Source organism: Nocardia altamirensis NBRC 108246 (assembly GCF_001612685.1).
Lineage (GTDB): Bacteria > Actinomycetota > Actinomycetes > Mycobacteriales > Mycobacteriaceae > Nocardia > Nocardia altamirensis.
In genome coordinates this window covers 1-18,961 of record NZ_BDAY01000130.1, presented here as the reverse complement: position 1 = coordinate 18,961, position 18,961 = coordinate 1, and the positions used below count along the sequence as shown (strand labels likewise).

Genomic DNA, 18,961 nt, shown 5'->3' with positions numbered 1-18,961 from the left:
AATTCGCGGAAGCGGTGTGGGTGCACGGTAGGGGGTGGGTGTTTCGGTGCTTGACCTGGAGTGCACTCCAGGGCTTAGCGTGCTTGGCAGAGGTTGTCGACGTGTTAGGAGATCGCTCATGGAACTTGGTTTCCACCTTCCGATTTTCACCATCGACGGTGGCACCACCGCCATCGCGGGCGAGTTGGCCAGGGTGGGTGTTGCGGCGGAGGCGGCGGGGGCGACCTGGTTGTCGTTCATGGACCACTACTTTCAGATCGCGCCGACCGGGCTGCCTGCGGAGGCGAACATGCTCGAGGGGTACACCACCCTCGGTTACCTGGCCGCCCACACCTCGACCATCGAGCTCGGCCTGCTCGTCACCGGCGTGACGTACCGGCATCCCGGCCTGCTCGCGAAGATCGTCACCACTCTCGACGTCCTGTCCGGTGGCCGCGCCGCCCTCGGCCTCGGCGCCGCCTGGTTCGAGCGGGAACACCTCGGGCTCGGCGTGCCCTATCCGCCGATCGCCGAACGGTTCGAGCGACTCGAGGAAGCGCTGCAGATCTGCGGGCAGATGTGGGATCCGGACAACAACGGGCCGTTCGACGGACGGCACTACCAGCTCGCCGAAACCCTCTGTTCGCCGCAGCCGATCCACCGTCCGAAGATCCTGATCGGCGGTGGGGGAGAACGTAAAACGTTGCGCCTCGTCGCCCAGTACGGTGACGCCTGCAACCTGTTTGCTTCCGCGCCGGCCGATGTCGAACACAAACTCGACGTCCTGCGCAAGCACTGCGACACCGTCGGCCGTGACTACCGCGACATCCGCATCACGATCATGGCCAACAACCCACGTCCGACCCCGGCCACCCGCGACGAATTCGTCAGAGAGATGGCCGATTACGCCAAACTCGGCGTGCACGCCGTCATCATCACTCCCACCACCGGTGCCCCGGCTGCCTGGATCGACGCCATGGCCCCGGCTGTCCCGCAACTCGCCGAACTGGGCTGACCATACCGACCTGTCTCAGCCCGGGCGGAGAGGCGCCCCACTGGCGGTCCTGATCTGGTACGACTACGCGCCGCACGGTGAGGTCTTGATCTGGACGGCCCGTGACACCGTGAAGGACAAGGCAATCCGCAAGGCTGGTCGATTCAGCATGGCAGTGCAATCGGAGGACCATCCACCGAAATACGTCACCGTGGAAGGCTCCGTGACGGGAGTGGACGAATCGCCTACCCGCGCGCAGGTATTGAGCATTGCGCGCCGGTACCTGTCCCCAGCGGACGCCGAAGCGTTCGTCGACCAGGAATACGACAGTCACTCGGTGCTGTTCCGGATGCGTCCGGCCAAATGGCTCGGCGCAGACCAGGGTGAGCGAAACCCTGACTGAGCCCGAAGGCGATGCGGGACAGCCGTATCAGCGGGCCGCAGCGGCGATGGGGCCGGCCAGACCGTCGGTGGTGAACAGCTGCGTGCCCTGCTCGATCTGCTTGCCGTTGATGAAAACCGAAGGCGTCGAGTTGATGCCGGTGGCGAGGATGTCCTTGGTGTTGCTGCGGACGTAGGCGTCGTACTTGCGCTCGGTGATGCATTGGGCGACAGCGGGATCGGTGTAGCCCGCGGCCTCGGCGATCTCGATGAGCTTGCGATCGGGGAGGCCGTCGCCGCCTTCGGCAGGCTGCTGTTCGAACATGCTGGCCAGCCACGACTGATACTTCGACGAGTCGGATTCGGCGACGCAGTACGACGCATTGTTTGCGCGCGAAGAGTATTGGGTGGTCGAAGCACGGTCGAGGAACGAGATGATGTTGTATTCGACGACGGCCGTGCCGTTTTTGGTTGCCTCTTCGAGCGCCTTGGCGTTGGCCTTCTCGAAGGCCTGGCAGGCGGGGCACTGCAGGTCGGCGACGACGCGGACGACCGCGCGGGCACTCGGTTCGCCGACCCGGACCGCACCGTTGTCGGTGACACCGGCAGGCACGGTCAGCGAGATCTGGCCGACGGGCGGCGCGGGCTTGACCGGCAGCGTCCGCGAGTCTTGTCCGGGTGGGCCCGCAGCGACCGCGGTGCCGATGAAATCCTTGCTGAGGTCGTTCGCCACAATCCCGACGCAGGTCACCGCGACGACAACGAACAGGAGGGCGCCCGCGACCATCGCGTAGAGGACTCTGCGGTTGTGGCTGTCGCGGTCGTCGTCGTGCTGGGGCTCCGGCGACATGCCCGGCCATGCACCTTGACTGGTGTTCACAGAGTGTTCCCCCAGCTTCTTCGCCATCCAACAGTTTCGCTTCGACACGATAACGGTTGCCGACCGTATTTCGCGCCTCCCAGCGCTGAATCTTTGCTCAGGCACCCATATTTGCGCCCGTGCGCGCACGGAACTCGCGGATCCGACCCGGCGTGGCGGTATTCGGTTGACCCACGCTTACCCGGGAAAAGTAGGGTGGTCCGGTGATTCGCACAGCCGCGTTGGCCCACGTCAGGGATCGTCGTCTGCTGCAGGCGCGATCGATCGGCAAGGACGTCTTCTACATGGCGGGCGGGAAAATCGACCCGGGGGAGACGCCCGAGGTGGCGTTGCGCCGCGAGGTGCGTGAGGAACTCGGCGTCGGCGTCGTGTCCTACGACGAGCTCGGCGTGTTCCTGGCCGAGGCGTACGGTCATGCCGCGGGCACTCGGCTGCACATGACCTGCTTCACCGCGGAATTGGACGGTGACCCGCAGCCGACCAGTGAGATCGCCGAGATCCGCTACTTCACCGTCGGCGAGTACGCCGCGATGGACCACGTGGCTCCCGGTTCGATGCTGGTTTTTCGCCGGTTGCACGAGCTCGGCATCGTCGACTGGTAGGTCATTGTCATCGCCGTGTGGTCGACGGGTGTGGGATGTTGGTGCTAGTGCGCGCATAGGCGAAGGGAGACAACATGTCCGAGTTCGATCGAGACGCGATCCAGGTGATCACCTGCGACATCTTCGGCACCACCGTCGACTGGTTCACCGGCGTCGCCGACCAGGCCGCCGAGATCTTCCGTGCGGCAGGCGTCGAGCTCGATCCGCTGGACTTCGCCACCGAGTGGCGCGAGATGTATCTGCCTTCCATGCAACGCGTCCGAACCGGTGAGCGGCCGTGGGCCTACCTCGACACGCTGCATCGCGAGTCCCTCGACCGCCTGCTCGAGCACCACGGCGTCGGCGGCCACTTCGACGACGCAGCGCGTGCGAAGCTGGTTCGCGCCTGGCATCTGCTGCCCGCCTGGCCGGATGCCGCCGCAGGCCTCACCAGGCTGCGCGAGCGCTACACCGTCGCCGCACTGTCCAACGGCGGTTTCGCCCTGCTCACTCGATTGATCAAGGCCGCTGGCCTGCCTTTCGACTGCATCCTGTCCGCCGAACTGGCACGGTCGTACAAGCCTGCGCCCGAGGTCTATCGCACCGCCGCAACCCTGCTCGACGTCGCCCCCGACCGGGTACTGATGGTCGCGACCCACAACTGGGACATCGACGGCGCGCGCGAGGCGGGCCTGCGCACCGCCTTCATCGAGCGCCCCGGCGAGAAGGGCCCACACCACAAGGCCGATCGCCCCGGCGAGACAGTCAGCGACCTGACCGTCACCGACTTCGCCGAGCTCGCCGAAAAACTGGGTTGCTGAACAACTTCCGCTATTCGGCGGACACTGCCGCGGCGAATGCCGCGTAGGCGCGATCGTCGAAGAGGATGAAGCGTACTTCTCGCACTGAGGTTTTCGTCGTCCGCACTGTCTCGATCGCGATGCGTGCGCCGTCGTCGATCGGCCACCGGTAGATGCCGGTGGAGATGGCGGGGAACGCCACCGTTCGTGCGTCCAATGTGTCTGCGACCCGCAGTGATTCGCGATAGCACGACGCAAGCAACGCGGAACGATCCTCACTGTCGGACCAGACCGGCCCCACGGTGTGGATGACCGACCGCGCATAGAGCTTGCCGCCGGTGGTGGCCACCGCCTGGCCGACCGCCAGCCCCTTGCCGTAATGCGACGCGCGCAGATCCCGGCAGGCGGCGAGGATCTCGGGCCCACCCGCCCGGTGGATCGCGCCGTCGACACCGCCACCGCCGAGCAACGACGAGTTGGCCGCGTTGACGATCGCATCCACCCACTGCTCGGTGATATCGCCGCGAAGCAGGACGATCGCGGCGGTGTTGGGCCGCCCGGCGAGCAGATGCCTGGCCCGCCCTTCGAGCACCGGCATCAACGCCCTCCGCCACGCGTCCAGCGACACCACCCCGCCGGACATCCCGCCATGATCGAGTTCGGGCCGGTGCACACTGTCCGGCGCGTCCGCGGCCGTCAAGCTCACCCCGACGACATCCTCGAAGGTGTTGTGCAGCAAGCTGATCAGTGCGTCGATGGTCGCAGGCACCGCGACCCGCTCCAGCCGATCCCGAAGCGCACGCCACGCATGCGGATCGCCACGCAATCCCCATCGCTCCGGCTCCGGAAGGAAGAGCTCACCCAGACTCGATACACCGGTCACGACTCGCGACCATAGCGCGCCGACCCGCCGTGGCCGTAGTAATTTCGACGCATCAGGTACCGGATGGTCCGCTTTGCGTGGTCAGCGAGAGATCAGGGCTTCCAGGTGATCCGGCCACCCTGGAAGTCTTGCGCCTTGCCGCCTTCGTAGTCGTACTCGTCGCCGGTCGGATAGCCGTAGGCGCCGTTCGCGCCCGCCCGCGCCTCCCAGGTGGTGCGGATGGCGCCCCAGACCACGTGCGCGCCGTAGCGGGGCGACCAGTAGATCGCGCCGTCGTTGAACAGGTTGTAGCGGCCGTTGTCCTTGGCCGCGGCTTCGTCGGTGATCGGGAAGCCGAGTGGGCTGCTTTCCCAGCCGTAGGACGCCCACTTGTCGCGGATCGCGCCGCCGATCTGATGCGCCGCGGTGCCCACCGACCAGTAGATCGAGCCGCCCTGGAAGTGGTTGAAACGACCTGGCTTCGACGGGGTCGACTGCTCGTCGGTCACCGGGTAGCGCAGCACGCCGTTCTCCAGGCCAAGGTTGCGCCATTTGTCCAGGATCGGACCGCCGACCTGGTGTGCCCCGGTGACCGGATGCCAGTAGATCACCGCGTTGCGGTCGAAGGACTGCCACTTGCCGCCGTTCGCGGCGTCCGACTCGGGCGAGGTCGGGTCGCCGAAGACGTCGGGCCCACCCGTCTGGTCGTATTCGACCTCGATCGCGCCGCCGACGTCGAAGTTGCCGATCGGCCGTGCGGCCGCGAGGTCGGTGCTCACGCTGGTGGCCAGGACCGCGGCCATGGCGGCGGTGGTCGCGACGAGCGCGGTGCGCCTGCGGCGGCGCGGGATGGGGCGTGCCAAGAGAACTCCTCAGTCGGGCGATACTCGGTGTGCGAGACGGGGCTGAGCGCGTTGGTGAGACATGATGGCACGACGACGGCGGTCCCGCCTTACCGAGGCTGACCTGGGGTGGCCTCCGCCACATCCGCGAAGGGGCTGGTCGCGGACCATGGCCGCGTCCGCTCGAGCGCTAGGCTCGAGTTCATGGCCAAGTCGACGCGTATCGTGCTTGCTTCCCGGCCGGAGGGTGCACCGACCCCGGCGAACTTCCGCTCCGAAACGGCGGAGCTGCCGCCGCTCGAGGAGGGTCAGGTGCTGTTGCGCACGCTGTACCTGTCCCTCGACCCGTACATGCGCGGCCGGATGAGTGCCGCGAAGTCCTATGCGAAGCCCGTCGAGATCGGCGCGGTGATGGTCGGCGCCACGGTCGCCGAGGTCGTCGATTCCCGGGCCGCGTCGTTCACGAAAGGCGATGTGGTGCTCGGCTATTCGGGCTGGCAGAGCTACGACGTCGCCGACGCGTCCGGCCTGCGCAAGCTCGATGCGGACACCGCGCCGGTCTCCACCGCCCTCGGCGTGCTCGGCATGCCCGGCTTCACCGCGTACTCCGGACTGCTGAAGATCGGTCAGCCGCGTGCCGGGGAGACCCTGGTGGTGGCCGCGGCTACCGGCCCGGTCGGTTCGGCGGTCGGGCAGATCGCCAAGATCAAGGGCGCTCGTGCGGTCGGCATCGCTGGCGGGCCCGCGAAGCGCGCGGCCCTGCTCGACGACTTCGGCTTCGATGTCGCGCTCGACCACCGCGCGCCCGATTTCGCCGACCAACTGCAGGCCGCGGTCCCGGACGGCATCGACATCTACTTCGAGAACGTCGCCGGTCCCGTGGCGGACGCGGTGTATCCGTTGCTGAATTCCTTTGCGCGCGTTCCGGTGTGCGGTCAGATCGCCCTCTACAACAGCTCGGGTGCGCCCGAAGGCCCGGACAACCTGCCCGCCTTCTATCGCCGAATTCTGACCAAGAGCCTCACGATCCGCGGCTTCATCCAGACCGAGTTCGTCCGCGAGCTCTACCCGGACTTCCTGCGCGACATGGCCGGATGGATCGCCGAGGGGCGGGTCAAGTACCTCGAAGACGTCACCGAGGGGCTCGAGCACGCCCCCGAAGCGTTCATCGGCATGCTGGAAGGGCGCAACTTCGGCAAGGTCGTTGTCAAAGTCGCCGACTAGCAACGATATTCAGCAGCCGCTCACAGCTTGCGGCCGATACCGGCCCAGTACCACGCGGATTCGGGGTCGGCGTTGTCGCCAGGATTCGGATGCCAGCTGACGACGGGAACGACACCGGGCTCGATGAGCTCGGTGCCCGCGAAAAGCTTTTCGGTGTCGGCGCGACCGCGCGGGTAGAAGGTGATGCCCGCCTGCTCGGCCGAGGCGACAACGCGGGCCATCGCGCGCTCGTCGAAATCGGCGGTGGGATGGGTGATAACGAGGTAGCTGCCGGAGGGCACCACGTCGAGCAGGTTGCGCACGATGCCGTGCGGGTCGTCGCTGTCGCGGAAGTACATCATGATCGCGACCAGCATGATGGCCACCGGCTGATCCAGGTCGAGGGTGTCGGCGATGGCGTTGTCGCCGAGGATGCTGGCGGGGTCGTGCAGGTCGGCGTGGATGAACGCGGTCTTGCCCTGCGGCTTGCTCGCCATGAGCGCGCGGGCGTGCGCGAGCACGATCGGATCGTTGTCGACGTAGACCACGCGCGCGGCCGGGTCCAGCTTCTGTGCGACCTCGTGCGTGTTGCCGGCGGTGGGGATGCCGGTGCCGATATCGAGGAACTGATTGATGCCGACTTCGCTGACCAGGTAGCGGACCGCGCGGCCGAGGAAGGCGCGGTTGGCGCGGGCCATGGTGCGGATCGCGGGGATGTGGGTGGCGATGGCGTCGCCGAGGGCTCGGTCGGCCGGATAGTTGTCCTTCCCGCCTAGCCAGTAGTCGTAGACGCGTGCTTCGTGCGCGACTTTGGTGTCGATGATGGTCGATAATTCGGTGGCGTGTGAACGACTGTCCGGCATGGTGATTCCCTCCTGTGGCGGTCGCGGGGGAAGTCGGGCCCCTGACGCCGCCGAGTCGCCGATGGACGGCGACTACTTGCTGCAAATCGTGCCCATTCAGGATATTCCAGCGAACGCCTGGCACGCGGCGATTCCCGCGGACGGCGTTGGTTTTTCACCGATCCATCCGTATTCGACCGACTTTTCCGTATGTGCCTGACCGGCCGCCCCGATGTCGGCGTGGCGCGCTTCGGTGTGTCGCGGGACACACCTGATCTTGATGAGGTTCAATTGCGCAGGTCACGAGATTTTCCGGCGACGAGTAAACCCACCTCACCCTGCGAAAAGGAGCACGAACGTGAGCATGATTCTCGCCGCGCTGCACGACACCGTTCTTGCGGAGGTCAGTAATCCGACGCCGGAGGCGCCGCCGCTGGCGGACAAACTGATGCAAATGGGCCGTTACTTCACCTGGCTCGTGCAACTGTCTGGCATCACGGCCATTACGTACGGTGGCGGCCGGTTTGCCTGGGAGAAGTGGAGCGGCGGCGGTTTGCAGTCGCCGAAGATGATCGCCAGCGCGATGGCGGGCGGTGCCGTGGCGACCAGCGCAGGCACCATCATGAATTCCGTCATCGGCTGATCGAGCACTCCAGCGTTGGCACCGGCTCGACGAGATAGCTCTCGTTGAGCCGGGTTCGATTGGGACAACGCCGATTCGCGGTAGGTGCGGCGCCGTCGCCGACCCGGAGCGCCGCGGCGGCCGCCGCCGCACGGTGAGAAATTCCGTGGCAGCTATGCGTACAGTGCAGGTATGCCCGATGTAGCGCATCCCACGGCAGCGGTGCGTGTCGATCCGGCGGTAGACCCGAACAGTGCGGTAACCGCCGGTGACTCCGACCGCGACCTGCTCGTGCTGGCGAACCAGCTGTGCTTCGCCCTCTATTCCACCTCGCGCGCGATGACCGCCGCCTATCGGCCGTTCCTCGACGCGATGCAGATCACCTATCCGCAGTACCTGGCGCTGCTCGCGCTGTGGGAACGGCCGGGGATGACGATGAAGGAACTGGGCGAACAGCTACGCCTGGACTACGGCACCATCTCGCCGTTGATCCAGCGCCTCCAGTCGCATGGTTTCGTGGAAAGTGTGCGCAGCGCCCACGATCGGCGCTCGGTGGAACTGCGCGCGACCGAGGCGAGCGTGGCACTGCAGCGCCAGGCCAGGGAGATGATCGAGTCGGTGATTGCCGGAGTCGGCTATTCGCTGGACACCATCATCGCCCTGCGCGATCAGGTGAACGCCCTCGGCGCGCGCCTCGACGCGATCGCGGTCGCGCGCGACGAGGCCTAGGCGTCGAGCACCTGCCGCTGCCGCTGCACCACCGGCGGCTCGGTCGACCACGGGAAGTTGATCCAGCGATCGGTGCGCTTCCAGACGTATTCGCAGTCGACCTCCGAGCGCGGCTTCTGGTAGATCACCGCGCAGCGCACCTCGGCGACATGGTCTTCGCAGAAGTCGCGGACCAGCTTGAGGGTGGCGCCGGTGTCGGCGACATCGTCGGCGACCAGCACGGTGGCGCCTGCCAGGTCGACCGCCTGCGGCACCGGCGGCAACATGACGGGCAGGTCCAGGCGCTGGTCGATGCCGGTGTAGAACTCGACGTTCATCACGTGCAGGTTCTTCACGTCCAGCGCGTAACCGAGCGCGCCAGCGACGAACAAACCGCCGCGCGCGATCGAGAGGATCAGATCGGGCTCGAACCCGTCGTCCGCGATCGTGGTCGCCAACTCTCGACTCGCCGAACCGAACAACTCCCAGGTCAGCACTTCCCGATCCGCCATGGATCCTCCATCTCCCTCGTCGCGACTGCGCACAGAGCATACGAGGCGCACCATTGTGCGGATCGCCACGCACCCTGGAACAGGTCAGCAGCCGAAGGATCAGCGGCAAGGCCGCGCCGGGCGACGCGACCTTGCCCGCTGTCTCAGGAGTACAGCTCCTCGATGGCGGCGGCGTAGCGCTCGTTGATCGGCTTGCGGCGCAGCTTCATCGTCGGCGTCAGCACCTCGCTGCCCGGCTGCCAGAAGTCCGGCACGATGGTGAACTTCTTGATCTGCTCGACCCGGGAGAGCTTCGCGTTCGCCTTGTCGACGGCGTCACCCACGATCTGGTGCACGCCAGGATCTTTGGCGAGCACCGCGGCGTCGAGCGCGACGCCTGCCTTGTCCGCGTAGGCCGCGGCCGCGTCGGGGTCGAGCGAGATGAGTGCGACGTTGTATTTGCGGTTGTCGCCGATCGCCACCGCCTGGCCGATCAGCGGGGCGAACGCCTTGATCCAGTTCTCGATGTTGCTGGGCGACATGTTCTTTCCGCCCGCGTTGATGATGAGTTCCTTCTTGCGGTCGACGATCCGCAGAAAGCCGGCCTCGTCGAGGGTGCCGATATCGCCGGTGTGCACCCAGCCGTCGGCGTCGATGGTCTCGGCGGTCTGGTCGGGCTTGTTCAGGTAGCCGAGCATCACGATCGGGCCGCGGATCAGCACCTCGCCGTCGTCGTCGGCGATCCGGATCTCGTTGCCCGGCACGATCTTTCCGACGGTGCCGAGGCGCACCTGTCCGGGCGGGCTGATGGTGGCCATGCCGGACAGCTCCGACATGCCCCACGCGTCGGAGGCCGCGATGCCGACGCCGTTGAAGAATCGTAGTGTCTCCGAGGAGATCGGGGCGGCGCCGGAGATCGCGATCCGGACGGCATCGAGGCCGATCGCCGCGCGCAGCTTCGACAACACCAGCGCGTCGGCGACGCGCTCCTGCACGGCGAGCACCGCGGATACGGGCTTGCCGTCGAGCCGGGCGTCGGAGGCCGCGCGGCCCACCCGCAGCGCCCAGTTCGCCAGTGCCGCTTTGACTCCCGTCGACTCGGCCACCTTGGCCTCGATGCCTGCCTTCAGCTTCTGCCACACCTGCGGTACCGCGCCGAAGATGGTCGGCCGCGTGTCGGCGAGCGCCGCGGCGAACTCGGCGCGGTCGGCGGTGGTGGTGAGCTGGTTGCCGAGTACTTCCAGGAGATAGAGCGACGACCAGCGGTCCGCGATGTGTGCGGAGGGCAGGAACGAGAGAATTCGGTCGTCGGCGTTCGCGTCCGCGAGCTGCTCGGTGGCGTCGACCATGGCGAGGATGTTGGCGTGGGTGAGCTGAACGCCTTTGGGGCTGCCGGTGGTGCCGGAGGTGTAGATCAGGGTCAGCACGTCCTCGGGTTGTACTGCGCGCCACGCCGAGTCGAAGTCGAAGTCCGTTTGACCGCGCGCGGCGACCTCGTCGAGGGTGACAGTGCCCTCGGGTGCGCCGTCGATGCACACCACCTGCTCGACCCCGGTGCCGTTCTTGCCCGCGAATACGGCGGCGGCGTACTGGGTTTCGCACACGACGACGGTGGCAGCCGAGTCGCTGAACAGGTAGTTCAACTGCTCGGGGGACGAGGTGTTGTAGACGGAGAACACGGTGACGCCGAGATGCTGCAATGCGACGTCGATCGGGTAGAACTCGGGCCGGTTGGTCATCATCAGGGCGACCCGATCGCCGCGCCGCACGCCGAGTGCCGCGAATCCCGCTGCGAGCGAACGCACTTGCTCGCCCCATGCACGAAACGTGAGGGTGCTCCGGTCACCGATCGTGCGCACGGCGACCTTGTCGGGGTTGCGGGCAACGGTGGCTTGGAACGCCTCGCACAGAGTGGACGCGGCGGAAGCGAACGTGGGCATACGATCTCCTGGCTCGATGGTCGCCGGCGGGGCCGGCCTGGTGGGTACGACGGTCAGTGCGGGTGGACGCCGACGAGGGCGTCGACGAAGATCTGCGCGAGCAGCTCGACGTATTCGGTACGTGCCATGTCGATTTCGCCGTTGTGCCAGGCGAGGGTGACCGCGGAGTTGCCGTGCACCACCACCAGGGCGGCCAAGGCGATCCTGGCGTGGGTCTCGGGATCAGTTTCGCCGTAGACCGCGCACACCTGCCTGGCGGCCTGCTCGGCGTAGCGCTGGATGCCGTCGGCCTTGCGGGCGGCGAGCGACGGCAGGGTCGCCGCCTCGGTGTAGAGCCGGGCGCGGCGCGGTTCTTCGGCGAAGAAGTCGAGGAAGGTCGCCACGGCCACCCGCGCGCGGACGAGCATGTCGAGCGGTTCTGCCTCGACGGCGGCGACGGTGCGGGTGATCAGGTCGTTGATCATCGCCTCGTGCAGCGCGTCGATCAGGTGGTCGCGGTTGCGGAAGTGCTCGTAGAAATACCGCTGGGTCAGCCCGGCGCGCTCACACACCGAGCTCATCCGCACTTTCGCGACGCCGACCGCGGCGATCTCGTCGAGACCGGCCTCGAGCAGGTCGGCGCGACGTTGGGCGAGCCGAGCCTCGGCGCTCACCCCGCGAAACGGGCGGACAACTGTGGACACGGAGTGAATCCTGACACAGAGCTGTGTCAAGTTCCACCGCCTGGCCGGATTTCTCGGTATACCGACCGCGGATCTCGATCGCGCAGGACGCCGCGCCGTCACGAGGCCTACTGTGCCCGTATGGCTTTCGCACGTTCCGCGCGTCGATGGGTACGCGTGCTGATCCTGACCGTCGTCCTGGCCTTCGCCTGGTCCCTCGCCCCGGCCGCCGCCGATCCGGGGCCGTGGTGGCATCCCGAGAAGGGGCTCACCTGGCAGTGGCAGCTGCACGAGGAGCCGGTGGACACCTCGATCAACGCGCAGGTCTACGACATCGACCTGTTCGAGAACCCCGCGTCCACCGTACGGGCGCTGCACGGCCAGGGCCGCAAGGTGATCTGCTACATGTCCGGCGGCTCGTGGGAGCCGTATCGGCCGGATGCGGGTGACTTCCCGGACAGCGTGAAGAGCGGTCCGGTGCCGGAGTGGGAGGACGAGCGTTGGCTCGACATCAGGCAGATCAGTGTGCTGAAGCCGTTGATGGCCAAGCGGATGGATCTGTGCAAGGAGAAGGGTTTCGATGGCGTGGAACCGGATTGGGCCGATCTGCACCGGCAGCAGACCGGCGATCTGGTGATCACGGCGGACGACCAGCTGGCCTACAACAAGATGCTGGCGGGGCTTGCGCACGACCGCGGCTTGGCGATCGGGTTGAAGAACGATCTCGATCAGGTCGCCGCCTTGGCCGGGCTGTTCGACTTCGCGGTCAACGAACAATGCTTCGAAGATCGCGCGAATCGCGCCTGCGAGAAGCTGAAGCCGTTCCTCGAAGCGGGCAAGCCGGTGTTTCACGCCGAATACAATCTGAACACCGCCGACTTTTGTGGCGATGCCACCCGTCTCGGGCTGTCCTCGATCCGCAAAAAGATTACCCTCGGCGCGTGGCGTGAAACCTGCTGATTTATTTGCGGGAATTCCGGTCCGGCTTTTCGTGCTGCCCGCGACACTCTGCGTCAAATAGGACGAGCAGCCCCATTCTTCCGCTACGGTTCGCGCTATCGCGTGTTACCTCGCACCGATTCGGCCGCCCGGCGCCGCACTGGGACGGTGCCCGCGCAGCGGGCGGCCGAATCGACCGAAATCATCGATAGGATGGGGATTTTCATGCGCATGAGTCCAGTCCGGATTGCCCTCCTAGCGGGCGTTTTCCTCGCGGCTGCCACCGGATCGATCGGATTCGCCGGTGTCGCGCGCGCCGAGGAACAATGGTCCTATATCTGTGACGACATCGAAGAGCCGGAGCAGGTCGGCGCAATAGGTTCCGGGCACTGCGAGGCGAGCAACGGCGCGCCATCGGCCGGGCCGATCAAGCAGAAGTTCCGGCTGCATAAACGCGGCGTTGCCCCGAAGCCCGGCATGACGGCGGTCTGTGAAGGCGCAACCAAGGACGCCTATGGTGAAGCGTCACTTCCGGCGAAGGTCGACGGATTCGGTTGCTACGTCTACGAGAATTGAGTTATCCGCACAATCAGTGTCGGCCGGGTTTGTGCATCGCTCTGAACCCCGCAGGGGACAGGTCGGGCCACGGCGGTCGGCGCAATACCGCGAGCAGCGAGATAACCGTCGCCGCCATCCCGATGGCGAGGCCGAACAGCTCCAGCCGCGTGGCGTCGCGCGTCGGAACCCATGTCGCCTCGCCGTTGTGCACCACGAAGATGCCCAACGGCGCAGGCGCGAACGGTCCACCGCCCACCCTGGTGACCGTGATGACCGTTGACCCGTCACCGGTTTCGAAAGGCTCGCCGTAAACGCGCGTGCTGCCCATGTCCGCCCTGAGTTGCCGTACTGAGCCACCGATCGTCATCGCCCCACCTTCCGTCGCGGTCGCCTCACAGCGGTCCCCACGCTACCGCGACGGCGGCCGAACGGATCGGGAACGGGACAAGACCGTGGCGATACCGGAGTATCGCCACGGTCTTTTCACTCATGGGCGCAGGCGATGCAGGTCGCGGGGGAACAGGGTGGCGCGCCTGATGTTGTCGGCTTCGATCAGGCGGGACACCCACCGCTGCAAGCCGATCGCGAACCCGCCGTGCGGCGGCATGCCGCGGCGCATGGCCGCCAGATAGGGCTCGTACTCCGCTGGGTCCTCGCCGCGCACCGCCAGCGCCGCGAGGTAGTCGGCGTAGTTGTGCAGGCGCTGGCCGCCGGTGACGAGTTCGAGCCCGCGGAACAGCAGGTCGAACGAGTTCGTCCAGCGCGGGTCAGCGGGCTCCGGGTGGGTGTAGAAGGGCCGTTTGACGGCCGGATAGCCCTCCACAGCAAGGAAATCCGAGTCGAACTGAGCCTTCGCCCACTTGCCGAGGAAGCGTTCGTGCTCTGGGGCGAGGTCCGGCTCGGTCGACGGTGCGCCGACGAGCTTGAGTGCTTCCCTGAAGTGGATCACCGGGATCTGCTCGGGCACCACCGGGAGCTCGGCGTCGAGGACTTCGACTGCGGCGCCTGCCTTTTCGCGGATGGCGTCGATCATCGCGGCGAGTGTGTCCCTGAGCCGGGCGAGTACGTCGCGATGGTCGTCGATGAACCCGAATTCGACGTCGAGCGAGACATATTCGGCGAGGTGGCGCGCGGTGTCGTGCGGTTCGGCGCGAAAGACCGGGCCCACCTCGTAGACCCGCTCGAAGACGCCGGTCAGGATCTGCTTGTAGAGCTGCGGGGACTGGGCCAGGTATGCGGTCGCGCCGAAGTAGTCCAGCGTGAACACGTTTGCCCCCGACTCGGTGGATTGGCCGACGATCTTCGGGGTCGCGACCTCGGTGAACCCGGCGCCGTCGAGATGGCGCCGGAACCCGGCCAGCGAAGCCGCGGCGAGCTGCCAGACCGCCTGGCGGGTGGGATGGCGCCAGCTGAGCGCGGCATGGTCGAGCGCGGTCGGCAGCGTGACGCCGAGCTCGGGTCGCCACAGTTCGAGCGGCGGCGGCTCGGCAGGCGCGCCGAGCGGGTGAATCGTCGGGTCGACGATCTCGACCCCGCCCGGCGCCTTCGTGTTCGCGCTCGCGGTGCCGGTCACCCGGACCACCGTCTCCTCTGGCAGGTCCGAAACCTGTTCCCGTACACCGGGATCGGTCACCACCACCTGGGCGAGTCCGGAGCGGTCGCGCAGCACGACGAACGTCACGGTCGCGAGTTGTCTGCGTCGGTGTATCCATCCTTCGACGGTCACCGGGTCGGCCGCTGTCGCGGCGAGGGCCGAACAGAGCGTGCGTGGCATCAGTGTCACCTCCTGGTTGCTGTCCCCGGGAGGTGTGGGCGATCGGGTCCGTCGCGGTGCCACCACACCTTCGCAGCCCATCACTGGCTGCCTCTGCTGGTCGATTGTCGAGTCGGTGACCGGCCGACGCGGCTCGGAGTTCGTCACGCTCGTCAGTGCCGCGTCCGGAGTCTAACCGCGCGCGGCGCCCGAGCCGAAACTATTTCTGCTCGGGCGGCCGTCGGACCGCCTGGTTCGACATGGACATCCCGGTGGCCAGGTTGTCGTCGTTGAATGCGACGACAACATCGAACGTGGGTCCTGCGACGCGGATTTTGGCTTCCTCCGTGCTGAATTGAGTCGTCAGGCCGCGTTGGATGGCGTAACTCTCGATGGCGCGCCGGTGGTTGGGCAGGCCGAGGGCGAAAACGCCGTTGAGCGTGTGCATGACGCCGAGCGGTTCGGGGTCGGGCACGCTCAGGTCGGGGTGTTCGAGCAGGACCGCAAGCCGGGTGCCACGGCCGACCTCGCAGCTGTACCAGGTCCAGCAGCCGGAGATCGCCTTGGCCAGTTCACCGATCAGCCAGGTGACCCGGCTCGGTTCGGTCGGTGCGTCCGGCAGGTCCGCGAACGGGACCTCGGGCGTGCACAGTTCCGGAATGCCATGGCGCAGACCGTAATCGCGCACCGATCGGGCCAGCTCGGTGACCTCGGGCGGGTACCAGTCGTCGTTGGCCCAACTCCACAGCCAACTCTGCGGGCCAGGTGCTGCGGTACCGAGGACGTGAAAACGCGTGCACGACAAGGAATGGTCGCCGATGAACTCGAACCGCGGCGGTTCATAACTGACCTGCCATCTGTGTTCACCGAGCACTTCGACACAGTGTTCCTGATGTTCGTAGGACATCAGTGCGGCATCGATGCGCAATTGTTCGAGGGTCGGTGATTGAGGGTCGAGATAAGCGGTCACGGACGTTCATACTGTCCGAAATGCCGAGGTGCCGCACCCCCATAGAATTAACGTCCGTTGCGGTCTCGTAATAGCTATCGCCCAGTAAGTCGACCGGATCGTGGCGTGTTCGGCGCACATCATTACGATCTAATCGTGCGTATTTTTCTCGCGGGCGCAACGGGCGTCATCGGAACACGGTTGGTGCCGCTGCTGGTGGCGGCGGGGCACGAGGTCGCGGGGATGACCAGGTCGGCGGCGAAGACCGAGCAGGTGCGTGCGGCCGGGGCGGAGCCGGTGATCTGCGATGTGTACGACCAGGATGCGCTGACCGCCGCCGTCGTCGGCTACGGCCCCGACCTGGTCATGCACCAGCTGACCGACCTCCCCGACGACGCCGCGCTGATTCCCGAGCTCGCCGCGGCCAATTCGCGCATCCGCAGCGAGGGCACCCGCAACCTGATCGCCGCGGCCCGCGCCGCAGGCGCGAAACGTTTTCTCGCGCAGAGCATCGCGTGGGAACCGGTGGGCGGGCGGAGCCGGGTGATCAACGATCACGAGGCCGCCGTGCTCGACATCGACGGCGTCGTGGTGAAGTACGGCCAGTTCTACGGCCCGGGAACCTATTACGAGACCGAACTGCCGAGCCACCCGCGCGTGCACGTGGACAGCGCTGCGGCGCAGACGGTTCCGTTGCTCGACGCGCCGAGCGGTGTCGTGATCGTCGCCGACAACCCGTGACCTCAGCCGAAGGTCTGGCGGAGGAAGTCGAGCGCGTCCGGTCCGGCGACCGAGACGATGCTGTTGTGCGTCGCGGTGGGGTAGACCCGCAGATCTGCCTGTGTGCCTCCGTGCGCGAGCTGCTGCTGGAGGATCAACGCCGCGGGTAGCGGCATGATGTCGTCGAGGACGCCCTGGGCGATGCGGATCGGCACCCGGTAGCCGGTCGCCGGAATGACGATGTAGTCCCGCAACGCTGCCTCGAAGACGGGGTCCGCCAAGGGCTTCGCCAGCAGCTCGCCGGGCGGGCGGCCGCGGACCATGCGCTGCACGGAATCCCAGCAATCGGTGCTCGTCTCGGCAACCCGGACGGCCTCGCGGCCCCGTGCGGTGAGGAAGTCGGCGATCGGCACGTCCGGGCGCGCGTGCGCCAGACCGGCGATCGCCAGCACGCCGTTCGTCATGATGCCGTTGACCAACGGGATCACCGGCGTGGTCGGGCCCATGAGCCCGATCAGTCGTTCGACGTTCGACGCCGGCGCAAAGGCGAGCACGCCACGCAGATCCAGCTCCGGCGCATACTCGGTGGCCATCGCCCCGGCGAACAGTGCCGCGTGCCCGCCTTGGGAAAGGCCGGAGGTGACGTACGCGGCGGACAGCTCGGGCACGAGGGTGCGAGCGGCCCGGACGATATCGATCACCGCATGCCCCGCCGCGCGGCCGCCGAGGTAGTCGTGGTAGCCGGGCGCGCCGAGCCCGATGTAATCGCTTGCGGCGACGGCATATCCGGCGCCGAGGAAGCGGGACAGATCGAGCGCCTGATCCACCGTCCCGCCGATGATGTTGTCGGTCAGGCTCGGCGCGCAACCCTGGACCATCCCGGAGGTGCCGTGGCCCCACGACACCACCGGCCAACCACCCGCGGGCGGCGTACCTGCGGGCACATAGACCATGCCCCCGCTGACTTCCGGCTGTCCGCTCTGCCCGGTCGTGCGATGAACGACCCGGAAACCGGTGCCCGCGTTGGGGATCAGCTCCGTAGCCGACAGCGGTGTCGACTCGACCACGGTTCCCGGCGCCGGAGGCTGTGCGTGCGCGGACGCGCCGGTGAGCGACAGCACGGCCGCGGCAACGACGGTAAGGGCAAAACGCATGCCGCGACCCTAGGCGGACCAGCGCACCTGACGATCATGGTGTCGAATATCCGCCAGTGCGGGTTCGGGTTTCGTCGATCGGGTCAGTGGACGCACGGTCCGGTGTCGACGGCGGCCGCCGCGTGACCCTGGCCGAGTCGGCCGAGCAGGAATCGCAGGTCAACGGCAAATCCTGTACCGTTGTCGCCCCGATCGACCCCGAAGACGAGCCCGAGAATGCGGCCGCGCGTGTCCACCAGTGCGCCGCCCGAATCACCCTCTCGTATCGACGATTTCACCGTGTAGATCGTGCGTTCGCTTGTTTCGCGATGATAGATGTCGGGCACCTGCACGCTGCTGTGAGTCTGTACTCGCGCCGCGGCAGCCGTGTATCCGCCACCCTCGGGATAGCCGAGGACGATGGCATCGGCGCCTGGCCCGGCAGACTGGGGTGCGGGGGTAACCGGTGGTGCCGTGAGACCAGGCACCGCAAGCACCGCGAAGTCGAGCCCGGGGTCGAACTCGATGACGGTGGCGGGCAACGGCCCGCTCGGCGTCGAGACCGAGACGTTCGAGCCGCCCGCTACGACGTGCGCGTTGGTCAGCACTCGCTCCGGCGAGACGACGAAACCCGAACCGGAGTTGACGAACCCACACGCTGGGCCTTGCACACGCAACACACTCGGCTGCAGGTCGACGGGCACCTGGCTGTGCACGACGCGGGGATCCGGGGGCGGCAACGAAACCGACAGCCCCGCATCGACGAGCGGCGCGGCGAGCACGGTCGGCAGGCTCGCCAGCCAGTACGGCGTGACCTCGTCCACCTGACGCACGACCAGCGAATCCCGCAGTGCCGCCGCCCAACTCGGCGGCAGGTACATGGCGAGCGGCGCCGCGAACATCCACACCGCGAGCGGGGCCGCGATCGCGTGCACGAAGGACCCGCCGGCAGCGTCCATTCGTTTCCCGGCAGTGCTGCGCACGGCCGCGCGTGCGGCCTGTCCGAGTCGGCGGCCTGCGGTTTCCCCGACCGCAACCAATCCGACGAGCAGCAGCACGACGAGCAGCAGGCGCGTCGGGCCCGGCGCGAGCTGCGCGAGCGTCACCGTCGCGAGCACCGCC

General features: G+C 67.1%; 23 protein-coding genes. 11 read left to right on the top strand and 12 right to left on the bottom strand.

The window, feature by feature from the left end:
- The first annotated feature begins 118 nt into the window (after nucleotides 1–118).
- On the top strand, nucleotides 119–994 hold the full coding sequence (locus NA11_RS42540; protein WP_069167795.1) for an LLM class F420-dependent oxidoreductase: 876 nt from the start codon (nucleotides 119–121) through the stop codon (nucleotides 992–994).
- A gap of 148 nt (nucleotides 995–1,142) precedes the next feature.
- Entirely contained in the window at nucleotides 1,143–1,376 is a 234-nt protein-coding gene (locus NA11_RS42535) for a pyridoxamine 5'-phosphate oxidase family protein (protein WP_141718163.1), read from the top strand.
- 27 nt (nucleotides 1,377–1,403) lie between these two features.
- On the opposite strand, the gene NA11_RS42530 is transcribed toward NA11_RS42535, so the two are convergent.
- Entirely contained in the window at nucleotides 1,404–2,204 is an 801-nt protein-coding gene (locus NA11_RS42530; protein ID WP_245746576.1) for a DsbA family protein, read from the bottom strand.
- A gap of 233 nt (nucleotides 2,205–2,437) precedes the next feature.
- Between NA11_RS42530 and NA11_RS42525 the strand changes: the two genes are divergently transcribed.
- Together NA11_RS42525 and NA11_RS42520 are read left to right on the top strand one after the other, a co-directional pair.
- The gene (locus tag NA11_RS42525; RefSeq protein ID WP_069167792.1) at nucleotides 2,438–2,836 is read left to right on the top strand and encodes an NUDIX hydrolase; all 399 of its coding nucleotides are present in this window, start codon (nucleotides 2,438–2,440) and stop codon (nucleotides 2,834–2,836) included.
- 74 nt (nucleotides 2,837–2,910) lie between these two features.
- Nucleotides 2,911–3,636, top strand: a complete 726-nt coding sequence (locus tag NA11_RS42520; protein WP_069167791.1) for a haloacid dehalogenase type II — start codon at nucleotides 2,911–2,913, stop codon at nucleotides 3,634–3,636.
- A gap of 10 nt (nucleotides 3,637–3,646) precedes the next feature.
- Here NA11_RS42520 and NA11_RS42515 read toward each other — a convergent pair whose 3' ends face one another.
- Nucleotides 3,647–4,213, bottom strand: coding sequence for an O-acetyl-ADP-ribose deacetylase (locus NA11_RS42515; protein WP_069167801.1), 567 nt, complete (start codon nucleotides 4,211–4,213; stop codon nucleotides 3,647–3,649).
- Nucleotides 4,214–4,590: 377 nt separating this feature from the next.
- Nucleotides 4,591–5,340: an LGFP repeat-containing protein gene (locus NA11_RS42510; RefSeq protein WP_069167790.1), complete on the bottom strand. Its 750-nt coding sequence runs from the start codon at nucleotides 5,338–5,340 to the stop codon at nucleotides 4,591–4,593.
- Between the two features lie 183 nt (nucleotides 5,341–5,523).
- Between NA11_RS42510 and curA the strand changes: the two genes are divergently transcribed.
- Nucleotides 5,524–6,543, top strand: a complete 1,020-nt coding sequence (curA, locus tag NA11_RS42505; protein ID WP_069167789.1) for an NADPH-dependent curcumin/dihydrocurcumin reductase — start codon at nucleotides 5,524–5,526, stop codon at nucleotides 6,541–6,543.
- 20 nt (nucleotides 6,544–6,563) lie between these two features.
- Here curA and NA11_RS42500 read toward each other — a convergent pair whose 3' ends face one another.
- Nucleotides 6,564–7,385, bottom strand: coding sequence for an SAM-dependent methyltransferase (locus NA11_RS42500; protein WP_069167788.1), 822 nt, complete (start codon nucleotides 7,383–7,385; stop codon nucleotides 6,564–6,566).
- Between the two features lie 61 nt (nucleotides 7,386–7,446).
- On the opposite strand from NA11_RS42500, the gene NA11_RS46100 reads away from it, so the two are divergent.
- From NA11_RS46100 to NA11_RS42490, 3 genes are all read left to right on the top strand, one after another.
- Nucleotides 7,447–7,584 (top strand): hypothetical protein, encoded by a 138-nt coding sequence (locus tag NA11_RS46100; RefSeq protein ID WP_167837859.1) that lies wholly within the window; start codon nucleotides 7,447–7,449, stop codon nucleotides 7,582–7,584.
- Nucleotides 7,585–7,728: 144 nt separating this feature from the next.
- A complete protein-coding gene (locus tag NA11_RS42495) occupies nucleotides 7,729–8,007 on the top strand; it encodes a hypothetical protein (protein WP_029892379.1) in 279 nt (92 codons plus the stop codon).
- Nucleotides 8,008–8,325: 318 nt separating this feature from the next.
- The gene (locus NA11_RS42490; protein ID WP_439957146.1) at nucleotides 8,326–8,715 is read left to right on the top strand and encodes a MarR family winged helix-turn-helix transcriptional regulator; all 390 of its coding nucleotides are present in this window, start codon (nucleotides 8,326–8,328) and stop codon (nucleotides 8,713–8,715) included.
- Here NA11_RS42490 and NA11_RS42485 read toward each other — a convergent pair.
- From NA11_RS42485 to NA11_RS42475, 3 genes are all read right to left on the bottom strand, one after another.
- Complete coding sequence (locus tag NA11_RS42485; RefSeq protein WP_069167787.1) at nucleotides 8,712–9,206, bottom strand: phosphoribosyltransferase; 495 nt, start codon at nucleotides 9,204–9,206, stop codon at nucleotides 8,712–8,714. The two genes, NA11_RS42490 and NA11_RS42485, sit on opposite strands and share 4 nt — an antisense overlap.
- Before the next feature lie 143 nt (nucleotides 9,207–9,349).
- Entirely contained in the window at nucleotides 9,350–11,125 is a 1,776-nt protein-coding gene (locus NA11_RS42480) for an AMP-dependent synthetase/ligase (RefSeq protein WP_069167786.1), read from the bottom strand.
- A 53-nt stretch (nucleotides 11,126–11,178) separates the two neighbouring features.
- Entirely contained in the window at nucleotides 11,179–11,808 is a 630-nt protein-coding gene (locus tag NA11_RS42475) for a TetR/AcrR family transcriptional regulator (RefSeq protein WP_167837858.1), read from the bottom strand.
- Nucleotides 11,809–11,928: 120 nt separating this feature from the next.
- Here NA11_RS42475 and NA11_RS42470 point away from each other — a divergent pair, with 120 nt between their 5' ends.
- Nucleotides 11,929–12,747 carry an endo alpha-1,4 polygalactosaminidase gene (locus NA11_RS42470; protein WP_084655576.1) on the top strand — a complete coding sequence of 273 codons (819 nt, stop codon included), beginning with the start codon at nucleotides 11,929–11,931 and terminating at the stop codon, nucleotides 12,745–12,747.
- Nucleotides 12,748–12,951: 204 nt separating this feature from the next.
- Nucleotides 12,952–13,302: a hypothetical protein gene (locus NA11_RS42465; protein ID WP_141718162.1), complete on the top strand. Its 351-nt coding sequence runs from the start codon at nucleotides 12,952–12,954 to the stop codon at nucleotides 13,300–13,302.
- 13 nt (nucleotides 13,303–13,315) lie between these two features.
- On the opposite strand, the gene NA11_RS42460 is transcribed toward NA11_RS42465, so the two are convergent.
- The 3 genes from NA11_RS42460 to NA11_RS42450 all read right to left on the bottom strand — a co-directional run bounded on the left by NA11_RS42460 (nucleotide 13,316) and on the right by NA11_RS42450 (nucleotide 16,007).
- Entirely contained in the window at nucleotides 13,316–13,651 is a 336-nt protein-coding gene (locus NA11_RS42460) for a hypothetical protein (protein ID WP_069167783.1), read from the bottom strand.
- Between the two features lie 120 nt (nucleotides 13,652–13,771).
- Nucleotides 13,772–15,058, bottom strand: a complete 1,287-nt coding sequence (gene aspS / locus NA11_RS42455) for an aspartate--tRNA(Asn) ligase (protein ID WP_069167798.1) — start codon at nucleotides 15,056–15,058, stop codon at nucleotides 13,772–13,774.
- 199 nt (nucleotides 15,059–15,257) lie between these two features.
- Nucleotides 15,258–16,007: a DUF6882 domain-containing protein gene (locus NA11_RS42450; RefSeq protein ID WP_084655575.1), complete on the bottom strand. Its 750-nt coding sequence runs from the start codon at nucleotides 16,005–16,007 to the stop codon at nucleotides 15,258–15,260.
- Nucleotides 16,008–16,142: 135 nt separating this feature from the next.
- On the opposite strand from NA11_RS42450, the gene NA11_RS42445 reads away from it, so the two are divergent.
- Nucleotides 16,143–16,727, top strand: coding sequence for an NAD-dependent epimerase/dehydratase family protein (locus NA11_RS42445; protein WP_069167796.1), 585 nt, complete (start codon nucleotides 16,143–16,145; stop codon nucleotides 16,725–16,727).
- A 2-nt stretch (nucleotides 16,728–16,729) separates the two neighbouring features.
- Here the strand turns inward: NA11_RS42445 and NA11_RS42440 are convergent, their stop codons facing one another.
- A complete protein-coding gene (locus tag NA11_RS42440) occupies nucleotides 16,730–17,860 on the bottom strand; it encodes a lipase family protein (protein ID WP_069167782.1) in 1,131 nt (376 codons plus the stop codon).
- Between the two features lie 83 nt (nucleotides 17,861–17,943).
- A partial coding sequence (locus tag NA11_RS42435; protein WP_069167781.1) for a MarP family serine protease occupies nucleotides 17,944–18,961 on the bottom strand: 1,018 nt, incomplete at its 5' end.

Coding starts and splice junctions, on each gene's coding strand:
- NA11_RS42540 (WP_069167795.1), top strand. CDS start 119: ATGGAACTTGGTTTCCACCTTCCGATTTTCACCATCGACGGTGGCACC.
- NA11_RS42535 (WP_141718163.1), top strand. CDS start 1,143: ATGGCAGTGCAATCGGAGGACCATCCACCGAAATACGTCACCGTGGAA.
- NA11_RS42530 (WP_245746576.1), bottom strand. CDS start 2,204: ATGTCGCCGGAGCCCCAGCACGACGACGACCGCGACAGCCACAACCGC.
- NA11_RS42520 (WP_069167791.1), top strand. CDS start 2,911: ATGTCCGAGTTCGATCGAGACGCGATCCAGGTGATCACCTGCGACATC.
- NA11_RS42515 (WP_069167801.1), bottom strand. CDS start 4,213: ATGCCGGTGCTCGAAGGGCGGGCCAGGCATCTGCTCGCCGGGCGGCCC.
- curA (WP_069167789.1), top strand. CDS start 5,524: ATGGCCAAGTCGACGCGTATCGTGCTTGCTTCCCGGCCGGAGGGTGCA.
- NA11_RS42500 (WP_069167788.1), bottom strand. CDS start 7,385: ATGCCGGACAGTCGTTCACACGCCACCGAATTATCGACCATCATCGAC.
- NA11_RS46100 (WP_167837859.1), top strand. CDS start 7,447: ATGGACGGCGACTACTTGCTGCAAATCGTGCCCATTCAGGATATTCCA.
- NA11_RS42495 (WP_029892379.1), top strand. CDS start 7,729: ATGATTCTCGCCGCGCTGCACGACACCGTTCTTGCGGAGGTCAGTAAT.
- NA11_RS42490 (WP_439957146.1), top strand. CDS start 8,326: ATGACCGCCGCCTATCGGCCGTTCCTCGACGCGATGCAGATCACCTAT.
- NA11_RS42485 (WP_069167787.1), bottom strand. CDS start 9,206: ATGGCGGATCGGGAAGTGCTGACCTGGGAGTTGTTCGGTTCGGCGAGT.
- NA11_RS42480 (WP_069167786.1), bottom strand. CDS start 11,125: ATGCCCACGTTCGCTTCCGCCGCGTCCACTCTGTGCGAGGCGTTCCAA.
- NA11_RS42470 (WP_084655576.1), top strand. CDS start 11,929: ATGGCTTTCGCACGTTCCGCGCGTCGATGGGTACGCGTGCTGATCCTG.
- NA11_RS42465 (WP_141718162.1), top strand. CDS start 12,952: ATGCGCATGAGTCCAGTCCGGATTGCCCTCCTAGCGGGCGTTTTCCTC.
- NA11_RS42460 (WP_069167783.1), bottom strand. CDS start 13,651: ATGACGATCGGTGGCTCAGTACGGCAACTCAGGGCGGACATGGGCAGC.
- aspS (WP_069167798.1), bottom strand. CDS start 15,058: ATGCCACGCACGCTCTGTTCGGCCCTCGCCGCGACAGCGGCCGACCCG.
- NA11_RS42440 (WP_069167782.1), bottom strand. CDS start 17,860: ATGCGTTTTGCCCTTACCGTCGTTGCCGCGGCCGTGCTGTCGCTCACC.